15 protein-coding genes are annotated in these 24,441 nt (G+C 49.6%); 13 read left to right on the top strand and 2 right to left on the bottom strand.

Annotated elements, in window-relative coordinates:
* Positions 1-17: 17 nt before the first annotated feature.
* From N6H18_RS17060 to N6H18_RS17005, 12 genes are all read left to right on the top strand, one after another.
* Positions 18-1,751 (top strand): RagB/SusD family nutrient uptake outer membrane protein, encoded by a 1,734-nt coding sequence (locus N6H18_RS17060; RefSeq protein ID WP_262309491.1) that lies wholly within the window; start codon positions 18-20, stop codon positions 1,749-1,751.
* Between the two features lie 35 nt (positions 1,752-1,786).
* Entirely contained in the window at positions 1,787-2,668 is an 882-nt protein-coding gene (locus N6H18_RS17055; RefSeq protein ID WP_262309490.1) for a DUF1735 domain-containing protein, read from the top strand.
* Positions 2,669-3,167: 499 nt separating this feature from the next.
* Entirely contained in the window at positions 3,168-3,932 is a 765-nt protein-coding gene (locus tag N6H18_RS17050; protein WP_262309489.1) for a helix-turn-helix domain-containing protein, read from the top strand.
* A gap of 10 nt (positions 3,933-3,942) precedes the next feature.
* Entirely contained in the window at positions 3,943-5,490 is a 1,548-nt protein-coding gene (locus N6H18_RS17045; RefSeq protein WP_262309488.1) for an alpha-L-fucosidase, read from the top strand.
* An 83-nt stretch (positions 5,491-5,573) separates the two neighbouring features.
* On the top strand, positions 5,574-7,253 hold the full coding sequence (locus N6H18_RS17040) for a sulfatase family protein (RefSeq protein ID WP_262309487.1): 1,680 nt from the start codon (positions 5,574-5,576) through the stop codon (positions 7,251-7,253).
* The gene (locus N6H18_RS17035; protein WP_262309486.1) at positions 7,246-8,664 is read left to right on the top strand and encodes a sulfatase family protein; all 1,419 of its coding nucleotides are present in this window, start codon (positions 7,246-7,248) and stop codon (positions 8,662-8,664) included. The genes N6H18_RS17040 and N6H18_RS17035 overlap by 8 nt, the downstream gene beginning before the upstream one ends.
* Before the next feature lie 3 nt (positions 8,665-8,667).
* On the top strand, positions 8,668-10,881 hold the full coding sequence (locus N6H18_RS17030) for a T9SS type A sorting domain-containing protein (RefSeq protein ID WP_262309485.1): 2,214 nt from the start codon (positions 8,668-8,670) through the stop codon (positions 10,879-10,881).
* A gap of 47 nt (positions 10,882-10,928) precedes the next feature.
* Entirely contained in the window at positions 10,929-12,272 is a 1,344-nt protein-coding gene (locus tag N6H18_RS17025) for a glycoside hydrolase family 28 protein (RefSeq protein WP_262309484.1), read from the top strand.
* Complete coding sequence (locus N6H18_RS17020) at positions 12,269-13,672, top strand: glycoside hydrolase family 28 protein (protein ID WP_262309483.1); 1,404 nt, start codon at positions 12,269-12,271, stop codon at positions 13,670-13,672. Before N6H18_RS17025 ends, N6H18_RS17020 begins: the two co-directional genes overlap by 4 nt.
* A 4-nt stretch (positions 13,673-13,676) precedes the next feature.
* The gene (locus tag N6H18_RS17015; RefSeq protein WP_262309482.1) at positions 13,677-15,242 is read left to right on the top strand and encodes a sulfatase-like hydrolase/transferase; all 1,566 of its coding nucleotides are present in this window, start codon (positions 13,677-13,679) and stop codon (positions 15,240-15,242) included.
* A gap of 212 nt (positions 15,243-15,454) precedes the next feature.
* Complete coding sequence (locus tag N6H18_RS17010; protein WP_262309481.1) at positions 15,455-18,379, top strand: glycoside hydrolase family 2 protein; 2,925 nt, start codon at positions 15,455-15,457, stop codon at positions 18,377-18,379.
* A gap of 6 nt (positions 18,380-18,385) precedes the next feature.
* Positions 18,386-19,873: an alpha-L-fucosidase gene (locus N6H18_RS17005; RefSeq protein ID WP_262309480.1), complete on the top strand. Its 1,488-nt coding sequence runs from the start codon at positions 18,386-18,388 to the stop codon at positions 19,871-19,873.
* Between the two features lie 6 nt (positions 19,874-19,879).
* On the opposite strand, the gene N6H18_RS17000 is transcribed toward N6H18_RS17005, so the two are convergent.
* Positions 19,880-20,257 carry a nuclear transport factor 2 family protein gene (locus N6H18_RS17000; protein ID WP_262309479.1) on the bottom strand — a complete coding sequence of 126 codons (378 nt, stop codon included), beginning with the start codon at positions 20,255-20,257 and terminating at the stop codon, positions 19,880-19,882.
* Between the two features lie 49 nt (positions 20,258-20,306).
* Positions 20,307-21,785: a sulfatase family protein gene (locus tag N6H18_RS16995; RefSeq protein WP_262309478.1), complete on the bottom strand. Its 1,479-nt coding sequence runs from the start codon at positions 21,783-21,785 to the stop codon at positions 20,307-20,309.
* A gap of 288 nt (positions 21,786-22,073) precedes the next feature.
* On the opposite strand from N6H18_RS16995, the gene N6H18_RS16990 reads away from it, so the two are divergent.
* A complete protein-coding gene (locus N6H18_RS16990) occupies positions 22,074-24,287 on the top strand; it encodes a DUF7133 domain-containing protein (RefSeq protein ID WP_262309477.1) in 2,214 nt (737 codons plus the stop codon).
* The last annotated feature ends 154 nt before the right edge of the window (positions 24,288-24,441 follow it).

Genomic DNA, 24,441 nt, shown 5'->3' with positions numbered 1-24,441 from the left:
CTCTAAATAAGAAAAGAATGAAGAAATTAATATATACACTGGCCATGTTGGTAGGCCTGACTGCTTGTGATGAAGACTTCATGGAGCCGAAGTATGCCAATGAGTTGGATCAGGAGGAGGCACTGAACGATCCGCAAGTAGTGCAGGGCTTCTTGCTTAAAGCTTACAATGCCTTACCAAACGGACAGGACAGTTATGGTGGGTTTTTGGATTGTGCGACGCAAAATGCGGTGATCAATTTACCTAATAATCAGCTGAATAAGACTTCGGCTGAAGAGTGGCAGGCATTGACCAATCCATTGGACAACTGGAAGAATAGTTACCAAGCTATCCAGTCTATTAATCGTTTTATCGAGTTTGGCTTGAGAGCGGATGTTACTTTTTGGAAAGGAAATGAACAGACCAACGCGGAACTCACTAAGCGATTTGAAGGGGAAGCTTACTTTCTTAGAGCTTACTTTTATTTCGATTTGCTCAAACGATTTGCTGGCCAAGATGCATCTGGAGAACTCATGGGGGTGCCACTGATCACGAAGCAGCTGGATGCCAATAGTGTACCTGAGTTGCCGAGAGCGACTTTCAGAGAAGTGCTGGAGCAGATCGTGGATGACTTGGACTATGCGGTCAATTTTCTTCCTGTAAAATATAGTGGTACTAGTGAGATCACAGGACAGAATCAGTTGGGAAGAGCGACATCTGTTGCTTGTTATACGCTGAAATCCAGAGTGATGCTCTATGCAGGTAGTGAACTCTATGGATTGGATGATGCACAGGATATGAATGTAGCATCGGTACGTGCCGCTGGGGAAGCATTTGCACTGATGGGCAAGACGCTTCCTGATGTCTATATCAACGCAGGAAATAGCACTGGTTTCGACAACTATTTTAACAATGGAGACTCGGATGAGCTAATTATGCGCAGGCTCGGTGGCAACAACAATGGGATAGAAGGAGCCAATTTTCCTCCTAGCTACTTTGGCAATGGACGTACAAATCCTACTCAAAACTTGGTGGATGCCTTCCCGACTGCTGACGGATTTCCTATTGATCACGCGAGTAGCTCTTATGACCCAGATTTCCCTTATGCTAATCGTGACCCACGATTTTATATGACGGTACTTTACAATGGTGCAAGTTTTAAAGATCAGACGGTAAACACTAGTGTAGGAGGGAAAGACTATCCAGGTGGGGCTGGTGGGGCCGCCAATACGGAAAATTCCACACGGACGGGGTATTACCTCAGAAAATGGTTGAGCACTTTTGTAGACAAAAATCCTGCAAATAATACCAATGCCTACCACTATTTTTCTGTTTTTAGAAAAGGAGAGGTGTTTCTTAATTATGCAGAGGCTGCCAATGAGGCCTTCGGCCCCAATGCAGATCCTTATGGTATAGGTATGACAGCAGTAGATGCTATCAGAGAGGTAAGAAGAAGAGCAGGTATTGCCCAGCCAGATACTTATCTGAATATGGTTAGTACGGATCAGGATGCAATGAGAGAGCTCATCCGAAATGAACGTAGAATTGAATTGTGTTTCGAGGGACACTATTTCTATGACTTGAGAAGATGGAAAGAAGATTTGAACGAGCCAGTGGAAATAGTGACCATTGAAATCGATCAATTTGGTTTGCCTGATTATGCTGTAGAGACCTTGTTTACTCCTACATACAAAGATTACATGTACTTTGGGCCTATGCCTTATTTTGAGGCAATCAAGACCCCAAGCATTACTCAAAACACAGGTTGGTAATTGATAATCTGACCATTGGAAAACAAATTAGACAGATGAAAAAGACAATATATATGATGTTGATAGCAGTAGTGGTTTTTGCCACTGCTTGCTACGAAGATTACGAACAACCCTTTGAATACACAGCAGTGTATTTTCCTCATCAACAACCTATGCGTACAGTCACGTTTGAAGACTCTGTGATAGAGGTGGGTATCGTACTTGGAGGGAAGCGAGACAATACCGTCAATGAATTTGCTTATTTCAGCAAGGATAATTCTTTGCTAAATGACAGCAGATTTGAGGTATTGCCTGATACGCACTACAAAATGAAGGTAGACGAAGATTCTTTGATTGAGATTCCTTCAGGGTCTTTTCAGGGAGAGTTTGAGCTACTGTTGACGGATGCCTTTTACGACGATGATATGTCCTATCAGAATCATTACATTCTACCGTTGAAACTGATCCAATTCACCACGGATTCGGTACTCTATGGCAAACACTATACTTTGCTTATGATCAAGTATATCAATGACCATCATGGTACTTACTACCGCATGGGCTCAGATTCTGTGGATGTAGACAATGTAATCCGCTACAGTACGGATACTTTGATCTACAACGAAACGGTGGATTTAAGTACAATGGGTAAAAACAAGCTGCTATTGCCAGCTATTGGTAAAGCGACGGCTTTTGATGATAAGCTTGAACTTACGATTGACGAAGACTTGATGACCGTTAGTGGTGATTTGTCAGAGCCTAATCCTCAGCTGTCGATCAGTTGGTTGTCAGGAAGCGTTACTGCCAATACGATCACTTACAGCTATTCTTATGTCTATGATGAGGACAACAATCCCCTTACTCTTGATGCGAGACACTATGTGTCAGATTCTTTGATCTTTAGAGACAATGGTATCAAGTTCGAAAAATGGGAATAAAAGTTTAGTATTTCATGTAATAAAAAGGGCAGCTCTCGGGCTGCCTTTTTTATATATAACTTTCATACAGTAGTGCAGGTTATAGATAATCTGAGTTCGACGCAAAGTTAGAAACATGAACAAAGGTTGTAGATTTAGCTAATCCTTGTAAGCACTATGATCACCAAGGTTACCTACTATTGGCGAAGTATGATACCGACTTTGCAAGTTCAGTATTGATCATCACTGGTAGTGCTTTACATTCGGTTTTGAAAGAAAAAATGTCATTACGGGCTCTTAATGGGTGCTTTGTTAAAACTTGAAAAGAATCTCTAGCTGCGAGGAATGGACATTTGCCACTGATGGAAGCCAAAATCTGATATTCTCCCCCTCTTTTAGATGCATATCTCCCCCTGTCATTGATAAAATGCCCCTGCTTTAGTGTTTAATTCTTTTGCCTCCAAGCCTTGACTAGCACCTACCTTTGAGATAGATAAGGTATCAGCAGTTTTTAATATTTATGAAGCAAACTACAATTACGATATATGAATCAAACCATTGGGTAGGGAATGAGTACGATAGGTTTTCCTCCAGATTTGAATGGTTGGGTACAGATCATGCTATTCTGACGGCAGACGTGGTGTTAGTACACTACGCTTCATGGGATGAGTTTAACCACAAATATCCTAGATGGTTTGTTCTGGAAGAAACGACTGTTTTTGTCCTAAGTGATGAACTGGATATTGAGTTGCAGGTGGAGCTTTTGCAGCAGGGCATTATAGATGTAGTGCCAGAGCAAATCTCACCTGAGTTGCTTCATGCCAAGTATCAATCAGCCATGCGTCAACGCCAACTTAGCTTCTTGGGAGTAGAAGACGCCGCAGATTTAGCTACCTCGTGGCTAGATAGAGTCACCGCTATCATAGAGCAGAATATTGCTAATACAGAGTTTAATGTCCAAAGTCTGGTGAGGGGAAGCGGCATGAGCCGGAGTGTACTCTACTGCAAACTCAAGGAACTGACTGGCTTATCAACTAGTGAATTTATCAGGATCATCAGGCTCAGACATGCAGTAGCCATGCTCAGGTCGGGTCAGTGTTCTGTCAAGGAGGTGCGCTTTAGGGCAGGCTTCAATTCTGCCTCGTATTTCACCCGCTGTTTCAAAAAAATATACGGCTACCTACCAAGCGAATATCTGAAGAGTATCAATACAACGGCTGCCATTAGGATCAGTTCAGAGTTTAAAGGCAACCCAACAAAAAATAGACATTATATCAATGCATAAAATCAAATCAATGAAAAGGAAATCAGGCCTGATGGCCAGTATGAAATTGGGGCTCGTGGCTTTGAGTATGGTGGCATGTACCACCCAGAGCAAGGAGCTAGCAGAAAAGGAGACCACTCTCAAGGTATTTGAGCCCAATTGGGAATCGATCAAAGCGAATTACAAAGATCCTGAATGGTTCAACGATCAGAAATTTGGTATATTCATCCACTGGGGTGCTTATAGCGTGCCTGCCTTTGGGTCGGAGTGGTATCCTCGTCTGATGTATATGGATACAGCTACATTCAGTGCCCAACTCAATCCTGGTGAACAAGGCCCAAACAAAGTATATCTGCATCACAAGGAGACGTGGGGGGATCAGAAAGAGTTCGGTTACAAGGATTTCATCCCAATGTTCAAAGGAGAGAATTTCAATGCTGACGAATGGATCGATTTATTCAAATCTGCTGGAGCACGCTATGTGATCCCTGTGGCTGATCACCACGATGGTTTTGCGATGTACAAGTCCAATACTACCCGATGGAATGCCTACGACATGGGACCCAAGCGAGACGTTTTGGGTGAGCTGTTCACAGCAGGACGTGCCAAAGACATGATCATGGGTGCTTCGTCTCACTTTGCGTTCAACTGGTCATTCTACAACAAAAAGGATAAATTCGATACCGTAGATCCTGAGTATGCAGACTTGTACAGCTCCAAAGGCCAAGATTTGGAAGAACCAGTTTCTGATAAGTTTAAACAGAGATGGTGGGAGCGTACCAAAGATGTGATCGACAATTATCAGCCAGACATCTTTTGGCTAGACTTCTATGTTGATATTCCAGATTTTGCAGAGATGAGACCAAAACTCGCCGCTTACTACTACAACAAAGGCATAGAATGGGACAAAGAAGTCGTGCTGCAAGACAAGAACTTTAGTCACGAGGCATTCCCAGAAGGTACAGTGATTTATGACTTGGAGAGAGGTAAGTTGCCAGGTATCCGCAATCTACCTTGGCAGACAGATACCTCGATCGGCAAAAATTCATGGAGCTACGTGACCAATTGGGAATCTAAGACTACCAATGAGCTTGTAGATGACTTGGTAGATATTGTGAGCAAAAACGGTAACCTACTGCTCAATGTAGGTCCAAAGTCTGATGGTACGATCCCTGAGGATCAAAAGAACATCTTGTTAGAAATAGGAGAATGGCTCAAAGTAAATGGTGAAGCGATCTATGAGACCAAGTATTGGGATACCTTCGGCGAAGGACCCACTGAGGTTGCTAAGGGGCATCACTCAGAAGGCAACAACAAAGGGATGTCGGCAGAAGATATTCGTTTTACTACCAAAGAAGGAAAACTCTATGCCATCGCGATGGATTGGCCTGAAAATGGACAGATTGTAATCAAGAGCCTGGCCAAAGGAGCTGAGTTTGCACCTGATAAACTAGGTGACATTCGTCTACTGGGTAGTGACGAAGAGCTGAGCTGGGAGCAAACCAATGAAGGACTAATCGTGAAACTGCCAGCACAGAAAGTAGGGGACTTTGCGCATACACTGGCAATTTCTATATGATTTTTTGCTGAAGGATTATCTGAATAAGTTTTGATTCAAAAACTGGACGAGATTCTTCTCGTCCAGTTGGTTTTTACATTATTATGAATAGATACAAACTAGGAAGCTATTGTTGTTTGTGGCTTTTGGCCTTTTTGATTTTGTCTGCCTGTGGTCAGGAGCAAAAAGAGGCAGGGAGACCCAATATCATTTTTATCATGTCTGATGACCACACTACCCAAGGAGTGGGTGTGTATGGTAGTCGGTTGGCTGGACTCAATCCGACACCTACACTGGATAAGCTGGCGAGTGAAGGTATCGTGTTTGACAATTGCTACGTGACCAACTCCATCTGTACACCCAGTCGCGCCTGTATCATCACGGGTCAGTACAGCCAAACCAATGGCGTACTTGACTTGGAAGGACATATCGACGAAGACCGACAATATCTGCCCAAAGAGATGAAAAAACTGGGCTACCAAACGGCGATCATTGGCAAATGGCATCTCGAAAAGGAGCCTGCAGCCTTTGATTTTTACCAAGTGCTCAAGTCTCAGGGCACTTATTTCGACCCCTTGTTTCGGGTGCAAGGCGACCAGCCCTGGCCTGGCAATACTGTCCAAACCAAGGGACACTCTACGGACGTGATCACCGATGTGACCCTGGATTGGCTCAAGACCAAAAGGGATAAGAACAAGCCTTTCTTTCTCATGCATCACTACAAAGCCCCACACGATGATTTCGAAAATGCCCCGCGCTACGACGAGTACCTGGCAGATACCTTCATACCCGAGCCAGAGAGTCTGTATGAGAGGGGCAATCATGGTTCGGTAGCGGTCAGAGGCCAGAATGACTCCCTGACCCGCATCATCGGTTCATCGGTATCGGAGCGCAACCTGATCCGTACCCAAGCCAACAACATTTACCCAGACTCCTCGATCAATCGCAAGTATGGCAATTCGCAAGACATCCCACTAGATGAGTATGTAGCCTGGGAATACGACGATGAGTCACGCAAAAATGCCAGCAAAGTTTACCAAGACTACCTCAAAAAATACCTTCGCTGCGTCAAGGGTGTCGACGACAACCTCGCTCGGCTATTTACCTACCTTGAGGAAGAAGGATTGATGGACAATACCATCATCGTTTATACCGGAGATCAGGGTTTTATGCTCGGGGAGCACGACTATATCGACAAGCGATGGATGTACGACGAATCCATGCGCATGCCTTTCATCGTGCGATACCCTGAGGCTATCCAGCCGGGCACACGCACCGATGTGATGATCAACAATACGGATTTTGCGCCGACGCTGATCGAGATGGCAGGAGGCAACACGCCACAGTACATGCAGGGGCGTAGCTTCAAAACCATCCTGGAAACAGGCGAGGAGCCCGCAGACTGGCCACAAGCGACCTACTATCGCTACTGGATGCACATGGCGCACCGTCACCAAAATCCGGCTCACTTCGGCATCCGCACCAAGGACAAAAAGCTGATCTTCTACTACGGGCGCTATTGGGTCGATACCGATGACCCCAATGCCGAATGGAATAAAGCCAGCTGGGGCAATGACTTCACCCGTCATACGCCGGTGGCCTGGGAGTTTTACGATTTGGAAAAAGACCCCAAAGAGATGGATAATCGCTATGGTGATCCTGCGTATGCGGCAGACATTGCTGAGCTGAAAAACCAACTGGCTGATCTGCGTCAGCAACTCAACGAAACGGATGAAAACTATCCTCATATTCAAAAAGTGATCGATGAGCACTGGGATGATTAAGCGGTCAATAAGTTTGGGATGTGTGTTGATCCTGTTGGTTCCGATTTTGGCTCTTGCCAGAGAATCGAAAAAACGGAAAGATCGACCCAACGTCCTGATCATCGTAAGTGACGATCAGGGCTGGGGTGATGTAGGATTCAATGGCGGTACGGATATCCCCACACCCAATCTCGACGCGCTGGCAGCCGATGGCGTGAGTTTCGAAGCGGGATACGCCTCGCATCCATATTGCAGTCCTAGTCGAGCAGGGTTGCTGTCGGGTCGCTATCAGCAGCATTTTGGGCACGAGTGCAACATCCCCTATACCACCGCCGGACCGGAGGATGGCTTGCCGCTCGATGAGCTGTTGCTCTCAGAGCTTTTGCAGCAAAAGGGCTATCGTACCTGTGCTGTGGGCAAGTGGCATCTGGGCGATGATGAGAAATTTTGGCCGTCGCATCGTGGGTTCGACGACTGGTACGGTTTCTTCGGCGGAGGCAGCGACTACTGGGGCGCTCTCAATGGTAAAGATCCTGTACACGGCGTACTGCGAGATGGTACGCCAGTTGCGCGAGATTCGATCACCTACCTCACCGATGATTTTAGCCGTGAGGCGATCAGCTACATCGACCGCTATGCTGAGTCCGACGACCCTTTCTTTATGTACCTGGCCTACAATGCACCACATGCGCCCATCCAGGCGACGCAGGAGTACATCGATCAGGTAGCGCATATCGAGGAAGGAGCACGAGCGGCCTATGCGGCCATGGTCGTGGGTATGGATCAGGGCATCGGCCGTGTGATAGACAAGCTAAAAGAAACGGGTGAGTATGACAATACGCTGATCGTATTCTACAGCGACAATGGGGCGCATACGCATGGCGCGAGCAGTGCACCCTATCGCGGACACAAAGGCATGTTGTTCGAAGGAGGTATTCGTGTACCCTTTTTAATCTCTTGGCCCAAAGGTATAGAAGGAGGACAACGATACGAAGCACCGATCTTCGCATTGGATGTGTTTCCTACTGTACTGGCTGCTGCGCATTTGCAAGCACCAAAATCCAAGTCTTTGGACGGTGTGGACTTGCTGCCTTACCTCAATGGAGTAGAAAATGAAGAGCCGCATGAGGTCCTCTTCTGGCGATATTCGGGAGGGGCAGGATATGCCGTGCGCAAGGATAATTACAAGCTAGTCATGTCGGCTTACAAAGAGAAAACTTTCTTATTTGACTTGGAGTCCGACCCTTATGAGCACAATGACCTGTCTGCTGAGCAGCCAGAAAAAGTACAGGAGCTGCTTGCGGCCTATATGGAATGGAATAGGGAAAACGTAGTGCCTAAGTGGGATGATCCCCATGCCTCCAATGTGAGTAAAGAAGAAACCAAAAGACAAGAAGTGCTGGATCGGGCCAGCGCAGGAGAAAAAAGATAACAAATGATGAAATATTTACTTACTACAGTATGGTTTGTGACCACATTTGTGCTGCAAGCCAAGGATTATCATGTCTCAAAATCCGGTGATGATAGCCAACTGGGCACCGAAGAGGCTCCCTTTCTCACAATAGCCAAAGCTGCACAGATGATGAATAGCGGCGATCGATGTGTCATCCACGCGGGTGTCTATACCGAGACTTTGAAGCCTACTCAAGACAACCTAATTTTTGAAGCTGCTGCGGATGAAAATGTGACCATCTCTGGTTTTGATGCGATTGATAGTTGGCAATTGTACAAAGACAATATCTATGTCACCGACCTGCCCATGACCTTGGATGATCAAAACCTCGTCTACTACGATGGGCAAGGTATGATCCTCGCACGCTGGCCCAATAAAACAGATTTTGACCATTTCAACTTGGAGGCACCATGGGTCACGGGCAACAATACCAGTGTGTACTATGACAACATCCCCGATCAAGACTGGGATCAGGGTGGTCATATTTGGTTTCTCGGCAAAAGCCGCTGGACCTCCTGGCGTACACTGATTACCGACTACTCTACCAGCCACGTGGCTTATGAAACCTTGCCTACATCTTGGAGTTTTGGCGGTAGCCACAATCCTGCGCAGGGAGGAGAGTTGATCTTGATGAATACACTGGCGGCACTGGATGCGCCAGGTGAGTGGTATGTGGACAATACCAATAACAAGGCCTACTTCATGGCACCTGACAAGACCAGTCTGGTAGACGATACGGTCTACGTGAGACAGCGCATCACAGGAATCAATCTGGACAATAGACAAAATATCACCATCGATGGCATCAAGGTGCTGGGAGCCAATGTCACCCTCAATGGAGCGAAGAATTGCACCCTGAAAAATGGCGAAATCCTCTGGGGTAATTACAGCACTGGTACCTTGGGTAGTGAAGGCCAGCGTTCATTTAGAGTCAATATCGCTTCCGTGGAGTTGAGTAATCAGTCTACGGGCAACCTTATCGAGCACATGAATATCCAGTGGGGTGCTTGCTCTGGTATCATGCTGCGTGGCACGGACAATACGGTTACCAACTGCTACATCGGTAATTTCGATTTTATAGCCAGTTACGATGCGCCGATCAGGCTCGAAGGAAAGAATACGGTCACCTACAACGAATTTTTTAATACGGGCAGAGACTTGATGAATGGCGGAGGCATGGGAGCTGAGGTTGCTTACAATAACTTTCACCACTCCAACCTGCTCAACGATGATTGCGGTGCGATCTACCTCTGTTGTGCCAACTATGGCAATACCCGCATCCACCACAACTGGATCCACGATTCAGAAAGCCGCAACGAAAACTATGAAAGTTACAAAGCCGCAGGCGTGTATCTAGACAACACCACCAAGGATGTGATTGTCGACCACAATGTCTTTTGGAATCTAGAGTGGACAGGTATACAGATCAATTGGGCAGGTACCAATCTGCTATTGTACAACAATACCCTCTGGGCAAAAAACAGTGTCAATAGCAATGCCATGGGACGTTGGGTCAATGGTTATGGTCTTGACAATGTGCAGTTGTTCAACAACATATCCAACGATGCAGAACTGACCAAAGACACTTTATACAATACATCGAAAGGCACCAATCTGCTTTTTCAGCGTAATGCACGACCGTTTCAGGACATCGATAAACAGGATTTTACGCCGTTGCAGTCCAGTGGAGCGATCAATACGGGTACCATGCTGTTAGGGTATACCGATGGTTTTGTGGGAGTTAAGCCTGATATAGGAGCCTACGAGGTAGGTGCGGAGTATTGGGTACCTGGTCCAGATTGGGAGGTAGATCAATCGACAGAGGCGATTGACTGCAACGGTGATGCAGGGGGTGAAGCCTATTTCGATAGATGTGGTACATGTGTAGGAGGAAATACGGGACTGGATGCAGAAACGGGATTATGCTCTGGCGAAGTGCTGAAAGTAAACGATGAAAGCAAAGGAATACTCCTGTACCCCAATCCGTCCGAGGGTCAATTTTTCTTCAATCAAAACTGTCGAGGAATGGCTTGCAGGCTCTATTCGCTGACAGGACAGCCAGTATATACGGCCACCATAGCCACCAACAACGCCTTAGATGTTTCCTTTCTTCCTCATGGCATGTATGTGCTCGAAGTGAAAAACCACGGCAAGAATGTAATGACCACTCGAATCATGATCCATAAAGCCATATGAGAAGCGTATGCCTAATGATCATTTTTTTGGCTTGTGGAGCAACCCCAATGGCCAAAGATTACCAAGTCGAAGACTATGGTGCATTAGCCGATGGCAGCACCAAAGATACCCAGGCAGTGCAGGCGGCGATAGACGCTTGCACGGCAGCTGGTGGCGGACGAGTGATCATACCTGGAGGCAAAACGGTGGTGATTGGCACCATTTACCTCAAAGACCAAGTGACCTTGTATTTGGAAAATGGGTCCGTGCTTCAGGGCAGCCCTGATATAGCTGACTACAGCGTCGATACGCACAAAAATATGTACAAAAATGAGCCGCACATGGACCGCTGCCTCATTTTTGCCAGAGAGGCGCAGTCTTTTGCCATCGAGGGACACGGCACCATCGATGGCAATGGACACACGCGCTACTTCACCAAGGAGACAGGCCGTCCGATGCTGCTGCGTTTCATCGACTGTAGTGGCATCCGCTTGAGAGATGTCAGTCTGATCAATCCAGCCGCTTGGACATCTGCCTGGCTCTACTGCGATGATATTGTAGTGGATGGCATTCGTATCCACAGCCGCAGCAACCACAACGGTGACGGGCTCGACTTTGATGGCTGCACGGACGTGCGCGTGTCCAACAGCAGCTTCGACACCAGCGATGATTCGATTTGCCTGCAAGCTTCTCGTCAGGACAAGCCTTGCCAAAATGTGGTAGTGACCAATTGTACTTTTACCTCCAAGTGGGCGGGCATGCGCATTGGACTCTTGTCGCGGGGCGATTTTGAGTCGGTTACCGTCAGCAATTGCACCTTCCGGGACATTCAGGACTCAGGATTGAAAATCCAGCTAAACGAAGGCGGCGAGATGAAAAACATGGTTTTCTCCAATTTGGTGATGAAAAATGTACCGCGTCCGGTGTTCATGACTTTTGCGCAGCAGCGTGCTTGTGTGGACGCCCCTGAGGAGATGTACCCGATGAAGGCCATGCATGGTTTCCTGTTCGACAATATCATCGCCGACAACCGGGAGCTGGACAAAAACTCCGCCTTCTTTATCACCGGTATGCCAGATCATCCGATTGCCAATATTTCGATCAGCAATGTACTATTTACTGTGTCAGGAGGCGGGAGTCAAGCGGATGCGGATAGAGAAAACCTCCCCGAATACACGCTGGATGTACTCGATGGCTGGTGGCCGGAGTTTCATCTCGTGGGCACCTTGCCCGCCTACGGTATGTACTTACGGCATGTCGATGGCGTGAAGATCGACAACTTCGAGGTGATCTCCACCAGCGAAGACCAGCGACCACCTGTCGTACTGGAGGATGTAGAGCATGTGCTGCTCGGCACAATCTTGTCCAACTACTCACTGGTCAAACCTAAAGCAGTAGAAAGAAGAAAATGAGAAAATTGTATAGCATACATCTTTTGCTAGCGACCCTGTGGCTGTATAGCTGTCAGTCATCCAGCGTTTACCCTGTACAGGACTTTGGAGCCCAAGGCGACGGCAAGACCCTCAACACGCAGGCCATCCAGGCGGCCATCGATGCCTGCCACGACGCGGGCGGAGGCGAAGTGCTCATCGCTGATGGTATTTACGTGTCTGGCACGCTCTTGCTCAAGAGCCATGTGACACTCAAGGTAGCCAAAGGAGCCACCCTGATCGGTAGCCCTGATCCCAGAGATTACCAAAGCATTGATGCCTTTACCGATGCGACAGGTCAGGTGCGGGGCAAGTGCCTCATTGGTGCACTGGAGGTGGAAAATGTGAAGATCACAGGACAGGGGACGATAGATGGGCAAGGCAAGGCGTTTCATCACGGACCAGTCAAAACACTGCTGGCCAATCAGGGCTTGAGCGAGCAGCAAGTCAAGGAGCTGTTAGGCAATCGGCCTTTTTTGCTGCGCTTCGTTCGATCTGCTGGGATCGAACTCAGGGACATTCATCTCCGACAGCCCGCCGCATGGACATGCCACTTTTTTCAGTCCTCTGAAATCCTAGTCGATGGCATAGACATCTACAGCCACGCCCATCAAAACAACGACGGCATAGACCTGGACTCCAGCCACGACGCGATCATCCGCAAGAGCAACATCGATGCGGGTGACGATGCGATCTGCTTCAAGACGACCAGCCCTGAGCCGACCTACAACATGACTGTGCGAGACTGCCGCCTCAAAAGTGACTGGGGTGCGATCAAGTTTGGTACAGAGTCTATGGGCGACATGCATCATATCTACATCAGCCAATGCCTGATTGACAACACCAAAGGCGGCGGCATCAAGATACTCAGCGTAGACGGTGCCAACATTCACCATATCCGTATCGATAGCATCGAGATGACGGCTACCGAGATGCCCATATTCGTTCGCTTGGGCGAAAGGCGACACACCTATCGGGATGCGTCTCAGCAGTCGGTGGGCAGTATCGACTCTGTCACGATTAGCAATGTCAATGCGACGACCCGCAGTTTAGATTCGTCACGCGTCAATCCGCCAAGTGGGATTTTCCTCACGGGTACGCAAGATCACAAAATCGGTCATGTCACACTGGAGAATATCAAAATACAGTTGCCAGGGGGTGGTGCCGAGGAGCATGCTGCGTTCATACTGGAAGAGATGCCGGAGCACTACCCAGAGTTTAGCTTCTTCGGCGTACTGCCGGCCTATGGCATGTACGCTAGACATATAGAAAACCTGACCCTGACCGGATTTGAGTTTGTCGTCGAAGAAGGAGACCAACGGCCACCGATCAGAACGCAGGAGGTAGATCAACATGAATTTATATCACAAGCATCGAAATAGAAGCATGAAGGGAAAAAGTATCATACTGTCTATTAGCTTATTGGTGGCGTGTCATTCGATGTTGGCGGTGGCCAATGGAGACAAGCACGCAAGCCAACAGAAAGAGCCCAATGTACTGGTCATCTACACCGATGACCACCGCTACTCTGGCGTGCATGCGCTGGGAGGTATGGCGGTGCAGACGCCACACATGGATCAGCTGGCTCACGAAGGGGTGGTTTTTGATCGGGCCTACCTGATGGGTGCATTCAGCGGGGCGACTTGTGTACCGAGTCGCGCTATGTTGCTTACCGGCCGACAGCTTTTTACCCTTCAGGGACAAGGACATGAGATCCCTGAGTCGCACACGACCATGGGGCAGACCTTTGGAGAGGCTGGATATGAGACCTACATGGTCGGCAAGTGGCACCAGGACAATGCCTCGTTGGCGCGTTCGTTCGATGGGGGTGCTACCGTGATGGGGCGTGGTGTCTACCTGACCGATCACTTTCGCATGCCGTTATGGGACTGGCAGCCCGACGGCAACTACACGCGCGATAATGCCTACCTGCTCACTTATGATGAAGCAGGTCAGGAGATTCGCCGACCCCTCACCAAAGACGACAAAAAGTGTCCCACTGGGACAGAAGCCGACGGTCCACATACTTCAGAGATATTTGCCCGTGAGGCGGTCAAGTATATAGCAAGCCGCCGCTCGCGCAAGCCCTGGATGATGTACCTGGCCTTTCATGCGCCGCATGATCCCCGCCAGGCGCCTAAGGCGTACCGTGACATGTACCCTCCAGAGACGGTGGCCTTGACGCCTTCGTACATGCCGCAGCACCCTTTCGACAATGGGCATATTTTTCTCCGCGACGAAGCCTTGGCACCCTGGCCGAGGACCGAGACGATCGCCCGCCAGCAGTTGGCGGACTACTACGCCATCATCACGCACCTCGATACACAGATTGGCCGAGTGATCCAGGCACTCAAGGAGAGTGGTCAGTATAACAATACGCTCATCGTACTGGCAGGCGATAGTGGGCTGGGCGTAGGCAACCACGGTCTGCTGGGCAAACAAAATATTTACGACGAAGATGGGGTGCATATCCCGCTGATCTTCTCAGGTGGAGCGATATCGCAAAAAGGAAAGCGTACCGATGCGCTGTGCTATACACACGATATCTTCCCCACGATCTGCGATCTGGTGGGGATCGACCAGCCGGCTTCTGCCAATGGGCAAAGCATGGCGCCAGTGATCGCTGGCGATACAGCACAAATACGGGACTATACCTATCACGCGTACCGTCAGCATCAGCGCGCTTATCGCGAGGGAGACTACAAGCTGATCGAATACGTGCGAGCACCAGACGAGACGAAAAAGGAGGGTGTTTTCGAAGCGGGATCGCGTGTCACGCAGCTCTTCAATGTTGTGCAGGATCCCTGGGAGATGCAGGATTTGTCACCTTTCCCCGAGCATCGCGAGCGGGTAGCTGTGATGAGAAAGCGACTAAAAGAAAAAGCCATCGAACTGGGAGATAGCAAAGAAAGCGTCTCAACGCAGTTCGACTATTGGGACTATTATGAGTGAGGGAAAGTAATGTGCTATTGTCACCTCGACCAGAGGTGGTCCGCCGAAGCGGAGAGATGACAAATGTTGGAGAGTAAGGACGACTACCGAGGTAATAGATAACACAGGCTGAGCAATATGAAAGAAAGACCAGCTCAAACTGGTGAAGAAAAAATGATGAATTTCAACCTTTAATTCGATTCTCGAAAATGAGAATTTATAAATAAGTGAGCATGAATACGAAACACATCCTACTGATCACCCTGATATGGGCATCACTCTACGGACCGACTGCTATCGCTCAGGACTTGCCCTATGGCTTTCCTGACACAGAGCGCAGCAAAGAAAACATCAACCAAGACTGGAAGTTTCACGTCGGGGATGCCGAAGCGGAGTATTACCAAAGAGACCTGGACGACAGCTCTTGGGAGACGGTCAATGTGCCGCATACCCTGGCACTGACTTCTCTGACACTCGATGGTCTGCAAGATGAAAAGACACAGTTGGTTTTTCACCGTGAGGTGGGTTGGTACCGACGCGATATCGAGGTGCCTGCGGGAGATCAAAAGGTGTTTTTGGAGTTCGAAGGCGTGCATCAGGTCGCGACGCTGTGGGTCAATGGTCAGCTCGTAGGCAAGCACAGTACCGGAGGCTACACGCCGTTTCACTTCGATATCACGGACTATGTAGACAAAGGCCAGGCCAATCAGATCACCGTACTGGCCGACAATCGCCGCAACGAACTCGTGCCGCCAGACCCGGGGCCTTTCGATTATGTGAAGTTCAGCGGACTGTATCGCGATGTGTACCTCGTGCAGACCGACCCGGTGCATGTCACTTTCAACTGGGAGTCGCTGCACTCAGGTGTGTACATCACCACGCCGACCATCGACCCAGTCAACAAAAACGCGACCATCAACATCAAGACGGCCGTGCGCAACGAAGGTGCGGAATCAAAAGAAATCCAACTCATCACCCGCGTGATCGACGCAGACGGCCTGGTGGTGATGAAGCTGACGGATGTTGCCCAGGTAGCGCTGGGTGCCGAATACCAGTTTGACCAAATCGGTAGCCTGGAGGACAATGTCCAGCTTTGGGACATCGACAACCCCTACCTCTACCGTGTCAACTCAGTCGTAGAGGTCGATGGTCAAACCCTCGATTTTGTGGAAAACAAAATAGGCCTGCGCAAGTTTGAGCTCGACCCTGTACGTGGTTTTGTGCTCAATGGTGAGCCTATCGAGTTGCTGGGCTTCAACCGTCACCAGCAGTATCCCTATATCGGGGACGCCGTGCCCAATTCGCTGCATTACAAAGACATGTTGCAGTTCAAAGCATTTGGCTTCAACATCATGCGCACCGCGCACTATCCGCAGGATGATGCCTTGATCGATGCCTGCGACGAGCTGGGCATATTGGTGTACGAGGAGGCGCCTTCTTGGATTTCTATAAGTACCGAAGAGCAGTGGTGGCAAAATTTTGATCAAGCCGCTCGTGAGATGGTCCGCAACCACCGCAATCACCCCTCAGTAGTGATGTGGGGCGGCGGGATCAACCACCGCGGCTATGTGCCTCGCGTGCACAACACCATCAAGCAGGAAGACCCTGTCAGGCTCACTGCCTCACAGGGTGCCCGCTGGACGGGCTGGCAGGCCTCGGGCCTCACCGATATCAATGCCAACATGCTCTACGGGCCATTTGGATGGGATCGCTCTGAGCCGATTTTTGCCATGGAAGGCAGGAGAGGACCCGCCGCTGTGGCTCCCTACAAAGCAGACGTGCTCATGACTGGCCTCATCGCCTGGACTGCCCATGCCTACTACACTTTTCATCCCAGTCACGACAAGGCCAACGACCCGATCGACCGCACCCGCAGCGGTGCAATGACGATCTTCCGCTACGCCAGACCTGAGACCGAGTGGTACAAGGCTGAGCTTCGAGACGAGCCTTTCGTCTACATCCACGAAGATTGGGTGGCGGGTACAGAGGAGGTCACGGTCTACAGCAATGCCGACGAGGTGGAGCTTTTCCTCAACGGAAAATCCCTGGGCAAAAGCAAGGCCAGCACCGATACGATCTACGACGGACTGGATCATGCACCCTTCCACTTTCGTGAAATCGACTACCGCGACGGTGAGCTCAGTGTAAAGGCCTACTTCGCCGATGGTGCTGCGCTAGAGACCTCCAAAAAGACACCTGAGGCGGCCAAAGCCATCCGCCTGCAAGTGGATACTGTCGGCCGTGACTTCACCGCCGACGGATCGGATATCCTGATGGTCTATGCAGTGGTCGTTGACAAAAACGGCACAGTGGTGTCTGGTACCGACGACAAGATTACTTTTTCGGTCAAAGGAGACGCGACCGTGATCGGCGATGACGCGGATATCAATGCCAATCCGATGTTTACCGAGTACGGTGTAGCACCTGCACTGATCGAAGCGGGTACCACACCTGGCCAAATCACCATTTACGCGAAAGCGAAAGGACTGAGAACAGGAAAGGCCACCGTAGAGTTGGTGCCTAATCGGACCGACATGATCGTCGAAAATGCCGAGGCGATCTACGACTTCCAGAGCGAACGGGTAGACCTGGGCGCGCTGGATCAGCTGGTGCAGTTTGGCTGGAACTACTGGTATGGCCAGGACAATGCCTCTTCTAGCTATGCTTTCAAAAACTTCGACCAGGCGACCGTGAAGGTAGCTACGGCATCCGACGAGGGAGTGATCCGCTGGCTCGGAGAGATGAACGTGATCGGAAAATACGGCTATGCCTATGGCGATGGCGTGATCGGCGTAGATGACGATGGACTCGACCTGATCTTCGATGGACTGCCTGCTGGCACCTACCGACTCAAGACCTGGCACCACGCGCCACGCAGCAACTCAGACCAGATGGATCCCAACAAGGAAAAGCTCAAGTCGCTGACGATCCACCAACTGCCATATGAGAAGACCTTGACGGAAAAATCGGCCGCAATGGATGCTGGTGAAGTGAGTGTGGCAGTAACCGAAGGCAAGAGCATGCAGTATGACGAGCCGGGTACTTCTACCGTCGTTTTTGTGTCCGATGGCCAGTCGCCTTTGGTGATCAATTTCAATGGTGCCGAAGGAAAAGGTATTTGGCTCAATGCCCTGGAACTGAGCGAATGGAAAAAGTAAATAGAGATGAAAACTAAGAGTTTGATAAACTTATTGATAGCAGTGTTGCTGCTTTGGGGATGCGATAATACACCAAAAAGGAAGGAGCAGACCTATCAGCCCGATTGGCAATCGCTCAAGCAGCACCAGACGCCAGACTGGTTTCTGGATGCAAAGTTTGGGATTTACTTTCACTGGGGTCCTTATTCGGTGCCCGCTTACCAGACAGAGTGGTATTCGCATTGGATGTATGAGGAGGGACATCCCGTTCGCAAGCACCACGAAGAGACTTACGGGTCGCTCGATCAGTTTGGCTACAAGGATTTTATACCGATGTTCAAAGCCACGCAGTTCGATGCGGATGAATGGGCGGAGTTGTTTAAGCAATCGGGTGCGCAGTTTGCCGGGCCAGTGGCGGAGCACGCCGATGGGTTTGCGATGTGGGATAGTGATCTCACCACCTGGGATGCGGTCGATATGGGGCCCAAGCGTGATATCGTAGGGGAGATGGCCAAAGCGATTAGAAAGCAGGGGATGAAATTCGTGGCGACTTATCACCGTCACTGGATGTACGCCTGGTACACGACTTGGGATGTGCGCGTAGACGCAGGTGATCCTCAGTACAAAGGTTTGTACGGGCCTAAAGTGCCTGAAGGGACTTTCGTGATGGCTGACAAGCCGACGGATCCGCTGCCTGATGCGGCTTTCAATCAGGAGTGGCTCGACAGGCTCGACGAATTGATGGACAAGTACCAGCCGGATATGATCTGGTTTGACAACAAGATGGACATCATCGGCGAGGAGTATCGCCAGCGGTTTCTCGCCAACTACTACAACAAAGCTGAAGAATGGGGGCAAGAGGTGGTATGCACCTACAAGTTTACCGATATGGCAGAGGGCTCTGCTGTGCTCGATCTAGAGCGTGCCCGCATGAGTGAAAAGAAGGATTTTCCCTGGTTGACAGACGACTCGATGGACTGGAAGGCCTGGTCGCACATCGCCAATCCTAAGTACAAATCGACCAATCGATTGATTGATTTCTTGGTCGATGTAGTAAGTAAAAATGGTGCCGTACTACTCAATATACCACCGACAGCTGATGGTGTGATCGAGCAGGAGGTACGTGACCGACTGCTAGAAATGGGCGAATGGCTGTCGATCAACGGCGAGGCGATCTACGGCACACGTCCGTGGAAGATCTATGGTGAAGGACCTCAGGAAATCGTAGAAGGCCACCTGAGCGAAAACAAAAATCCCGATGCAGTGGCTGAAGACATCCGCTTTACCACTAAGGGCGATACACTCTACGCCATTGCACTGGCCTGGCCAGAGAGCGGCAAGCTGATGATTCGCTCCTTGGGTACGGATCAGCAACTGCTAGACAAAGCCATCAATCAGGTGCAGCTGCTCGGCTATGACGGCACGGTCGAATGGGCACAAACAGCCGAAGGGCTAGAGATATCCTTGCCTAAGCAGCCCGTTGGGAAGCATGCTTTTGTTTTTAAGGTGGAGTAGAACCCATCAATACATCGTGTTCGGGTTTTTTGATGCTTTGGGGATTTGTTGGATGGCGTCCCAGTGTTCGCATATTTTGCCGTTTTCGTCGAAGCGAAAAAAGTCCATGGTTACATACTGGTCATCGTCGGGCCAAGTTTGGTGCGTGTGGAGTGCGACCAGATCCTCTTCTGGGATGCAGCGCATAAATTCAATGGATTTTTCGGGGTACTCGGCTTGCATCCGCTCAAAGTAGCTGATGAAACCGTCAGTTCCATCAGCTACATGCGGATTGTGTTGTATGTATTGACTGCCTACAAATCGTGCTATTGCTTCGCTGGGTTTGCCTTCGTAGGCCATTCGATAAAAGGCAATGGCGTTGGCTTTGTTTTTTTCAAGAGACATGCGGTGCTTGAGTTTGATACAAAAGCTTAGACGATCGGGGCAGGTATAGTTACGAATCCCTCATCTCATTGAACCTGACAAACATCTTTTGGACTCGTCTGTTTTCTGACTGTAGCAAGTTGTTTTTTTCTTTTATATCCTCTTTTAGATTGTAGAGTGCTTTAGGCGTGCGGGTTTTGTTGCTATTGTCTTTTTGGTCGAACTGTACGATCAACTTCCAGTCTCCTTCATAGTAGGCCATCTCACGGCTCGTACCACCTTGTATGATCATTTGTTTCCGGATGGCTTTGTCCTTGCCTTGCAGTAAGGGTAGCATGCTGCGGGAGTCGACGGCTTGCTGCTTGCCTACTTTTTGACTGAGGATATCGGCCAGTGTGGCGTGGATGTCGAGTCCTTGTACGGCAGCATCAGAGGAGCTGCCTGGCTGGATTTGTCCTGGCCATGAGGCGATCAAGGGGACACGATGGCCGCCTTCTAGTATGCTGTTTTTGTGACCGCTGTAGATGCTGCTAGGTTGGTGGCCTGTCGCGAGTGTTTCTCTGAAGCCCAATCCACCATTGTCGCTGGTGATGACGATCAGGGTATTTTCATACACGCCTTGCGCTTTGAGTGCTGCGATCATCATACCTATCTGCTCGTCGAGTTCTTTGATCATGTCCATGTGTGGTACGGGATAGGTGCCAGCGATAGATTCACCATTGAGCGTGGCAGGTGGGGTATGCGGCAGGTGCACGGCCTCTGAGCAATAGTACATGAAGAAAGGTTCTGCGCTGTTTTGCGCTATGAAGTTGACCGCCTTTTGTGCCAGCAAAGGCCCCATATCGTGAGGATCCCAGGCCGAGTCACCCAGACCTTCGTCCTTGTCCAGCTTTACGTCAAGCTTGTTCATTTTCTGCTGGGTGATTAGAGTCAGTTCGGAGCTGTCTGTCAGCGGATACCAGCGGTTGTTTTCAAATACCGCATAGGGCACATCCTGTATGCCAGAAGGGAAAGTAAAGGCATAGTCAAACCCGTTTTGCATAGGGCCGCCTGCGATGCGTTCGGTGAGGTCTATGTCCATTTCTGGTTCATTTCTGGGCGCGCGGTAGATTTCGTCTGGGTTGCTCTTGCGTCTCCAGTCTCCACCCATGTGCCACTTACCAAAGAAGCCCGTACGATAGCCTGCACCTTGCATCAATTCGCCGAGCGTCAGGTCTTCGTCTTCGATGGGCGATGGCTGATAGGCGCCCCATACACCCCAGGGTGCATAACTGCGAAAAGTACTGTTGCCCGTGATGATCGCATAGCGTGACGGAGCGCAAAGTGCCGCAGGCGAGTGCGCATCAGTGAAATACATGCCCTCGCTGGCCAGTCGGTCGATGTGCGGGGTTTCGACGACTACTTGTTGATCAAAATGCCGCTGGTAATGGGAGATGTCGCCCGTACCGATATCGTCGGCCAGAATCACGATCACATTGGGGGATTGGGCATAGACGGTGTTGCCCATCGCTAATAATAGGGTAAGCGCGTAGATAATATAGTTTTTCATGAGGTGTACTGTATAAAAATCGATATACAAGGGTATGGATAATAAGGGAAAGAGTACTGGGGCAAATACCCATTGGATAGAGGGGTGATCTAATCATGTGATTATTTGGGCAGTTGGATGTAAATAAGAATTGAAACTTTCCTTTCCGTTCTGACATTTTAGATACTCCAGAGGGGGGAGATTGGTGTCTGTTTCGGGGACAATTTTTTAGACTGTTTCAGATGATTGTTGTTTTGTACAATTTTGAATGAGAAGAAAAATCTTCGTTTGAAATAATTAAAGCAAAGCATGATTGATACTAAAAATCGATTCCTATTTCTACTATTGTCTATCCTATGTCTGGTGGCCTGCAGCGAGGAAAAACCCCGACAAGCTGCATATACACGTCCAGAGATCGATCCCGATCCGGTGGTAGATTTCCTCTCTCCAGAAGAAACCATCGCTTCCTTCTACATGCCTGAAGGCTATCGAGCCGAACTAGTGGCCAGCGAGCCGATGATCAACGAACCTGTGGCCATCGCATGGGATGCCAATGGTCGACTCTATGTAGCGCAGATGGATACTTACATGCAAGACATTGATGGCAATGACCAAGGGATGCCTTGGAGCAAAATCATGCTGCTCGACGATGAAGATGGTGATGGCAAGATGGACAAAAGCACGGTATTCGTGGATAGTCTGGTGCTACCACGAGTGATCCAGCCAGTAGATGATGGACTGATCGTGCAGGAGACCTACTACCGACATTTTTGGCTCTATCGTGATACGGATGGGGATGGCAAGGCCGACGAAAAAAAACTACTGCTCGAAGACCAAACAATGGATCGCAGCAATCTGGAACACCAACCGGGCAGCATGATCTGGAACATCGACAACTGGCTCTACCTCTCCAAAGGCAACCTGCGCTACCGCTACACCTCAGGCACGCTGGAGGTGGATACCATGCGTAGCCCGCCCAATGGGCAATGGGGTTTGACACAAGACGAAACAGGTCGTATGTACTACTCCTCAGCAGGAGGGGAAGTACCAGCACTTGGATTTCAGATTCACCCTGTTTATGGCGATCTGGAGATGAAAGGCAAGTGGGAAGAGGGGTTTGAAAAAGTATGGCCTGTGGTCGGTACGCCCGATGTACAAGGTGGCTCCTGGAGGCTGAGGGAAGAAGGCACGCTCAACCACTTCACCGCTTCGTGTGGACAGACTTTGTTTCTCGGAGACAGACTTGATGCCTATGGTGATCTATTCATCCCTGAACCAGTCGGTCGTCTCGTACGTCGTGCCAAGGTAGAAAATCGTGACGGGCAAATCATCCTCAGCAACGCCTACGAGGAAACAGAATTTCTAGCCGCTACGGATGCCAATTTCCGTCCGGTCGATACCAAGGTGGGGCCGGATGGCTGCCTCTACATCGTCGATATGTACCGTGGCATCATACAGGAGGGCAACTGGGTGCGCAAGGGTAGTTATCTACGCCCTGTTGTGGAGCGCAAGAAACTCGACAAAAACATTGGCAAGGGACGCATCTATCGTATTGTACATGAAGATATGCCGCCAGCTAACAGAGAAAAATTGATGGATAAGTCAACCGAAGAGTTGTTGTCCTACCTCGGACATCCTAGCGGCTGGTATCGTATGCAGGCGCAAAAACTCATCATACTCCGAAGGGAGGAGGGTATCGTGTCCGAGCTACAAGCGAAAGCGCTTGAGACCAAGCCCTGGCTGGGTGGAGATGACAAAGACTATGATCTGCAGCGACTCCACGCACTCTGGACGCTCGAAGGCATGGATGCACTGGATCGCCAGCTGCTTGTAGAGCTGCTCGACGATGATGATGCCCGTGTGAGAGCTGCTGCTATTCGCAATACAGAGCCTTATCTGGCACAGGGCGATGAGGCCATGCTACAGCTGCTCAGCGAACGGATCGAAGACCCGAGCAAAGACGTACAGATACAGCTTGGACTGTCTATGCGATGGAGCAAGTCGCCAGAGGCGAAGAACGTTATTTATCAGCTAATGAGAAACGACCGCCACAACATGGTACTGGCCTATACAGGAGAGGAGGGACTCAAGGAAGAACCGCCGATCGAGAAGCAACTTATGGAAAAACACAAACTGCTCCCTGGTGGACGCAAGCGCTCGCTGGTCAAGGGCTACTATACCTATCAGGGACTCTGTGCCGACTGTCATGGCAAGCAGGGCGAAGGCTTGGGAGACATCGCTCCACCGCTCAAAGGATCACCACGTGTCAAAGGACAACCAGTATCGCTGGCCAAGATCGTGCTCAATGGACTGCAAGGTCCTGTAGACGGAAAAAATTACACGGGTGTCATGATCGCCATGAAAGAACAGGACAATGAGTGGATTGCTGATGTACTCACCTATGTTCGTACCGAGCTCAATGGTATGGATCCAGTCACCCCATGGCAGGTCCAAAATGCCAGAAATCAATCCAAAGGCAAAGACGGCTTCTGGACACTAGAGGCATTGTATCTCAATAAGTAAGTGTACAAAGCTCCAAGGGTGCAGAACCTTTGGAGCTTTGCTGTATTACGCAGTGCGAGTCATGGTATTCCACCAAGAGTCTTTTTGATTTTCGGTGAATTGCACATCGGTAGATGATGTTATGGGTCGGATGTATTAGTTTGTCGATACAAGC

Origin of the sequence: Reichenbachiella agarivorans, from assembly GCF_025502585.1 — a bacterium.
GTDB classification, from domain to species: Bacteria; Bacteroidota; Bacteroidia; order Cytophagales; family Cyclobacteriaceae; genus Reichenbachiella; species Reichenbachiella agarivorans.
Note: the sequence above shows the minus strand (reverse complement) of the source record. Positions and strands in the feature narration are given on the sequence as shown.

Coding starts and splice junctions, on each gene's coding strand:
- N6H18_RS17000 (WP_262309479.1), bottom strand. CDS start 20,257: ATGTCTCTTGAAAAAAACAAAGCCAACGCCATTGCCTTTTATCGAATG.
- N6H18_RS17035 (WP_262309486.1), top strand. CDS start 7,246: ATGATTAAGCGGTCAATAAGTTTGGGATGTGTGTTGATCCTGTTGGTT.
- N6H18_RS16990 (WP_262309477.1), top strand. CDS start 22,074: ATGATTGATACTAAAAATCGATTCCTATTTCTACTATTGTCTATCCTA.
- N6H18_RS17040 (WP_262309487.1), top strand. CDS start 5,574: ATGAATAGATACAAACTAGGAAGCTATTGTTGTTTGTGGCTTTTGGCC.
- N6H18_RS17015 (WP_262309482.1), top strand. CDS start 13,677: ATGAAGGGAAAAAGTATCATACTGTCTATTAGCTTATTGGTGGCGTGT.
- N6H18_RS17055 (WP_262309490.1), top strand. CDS start 1,787: ATGAAAAAGACAATATATATGATGTTGATAGCAGTAGTGGTTTTTGCC.
- N6H18_RS17060 (WP_262309491.1), top strand. CDS start 18: ATGAAGAAATTAATATATACACTGGCCATGTTGGTAGGCCTGACTGCT.
- N6H18_RS17025 (WP_262309484.1), top strand. CDS start 10,929: ATGGCCAAAGATTACCAAGTCGAAGACTATGGTGCATTAGCCGATGGC.
- N6H18_RS17050 (WP_262309489.1), top strand. CDS start 3,168: ATGAAGCAAACTACAATTACGATATATGAATCAAACCATTGGGTAGGG.
- N6H18_RS17030 (WP_262309485.1), top strand. CDS start 8,668: ATGATGAAATATTTACTTACTACAGTATGGTTTGTGACCACATTTGTG.
- N6H18_RS17005 (WP_262309480.1), top strand. CDS start 18,386: ATGAAAACTAAGAGTTTGATAAACTTATTGATAGCAGTGTTGCTGCTT.
- N6H18_RS17020 (WP_262309483.1), top strand. CDS start 12,269: ATGAGAAAATTGTATAGCATACATCTTTTGCTAGCGACCCTGTGGCTG.
- N6H18_RS17045 (WP_262309488.1), top strand. CDS start 3,943: ATGAAAAGGAAATCAGGCCTGATGGCCAGTATGAAATTGGGGCTCGTG.
- N6H18_RS17010 (WP_262309481.1), top strand. CDS start 15,455: ATGAATACGAAACACATCCTACTGATCACCCTGATATGGGCATCACTC.
- N6H18_RS16995 (WP_262309478.1), bottom strand. CDS start 21,785: ATGAAAAACTATATTATCTACGCGCTTACCCTATTATTAGCGATGGGC.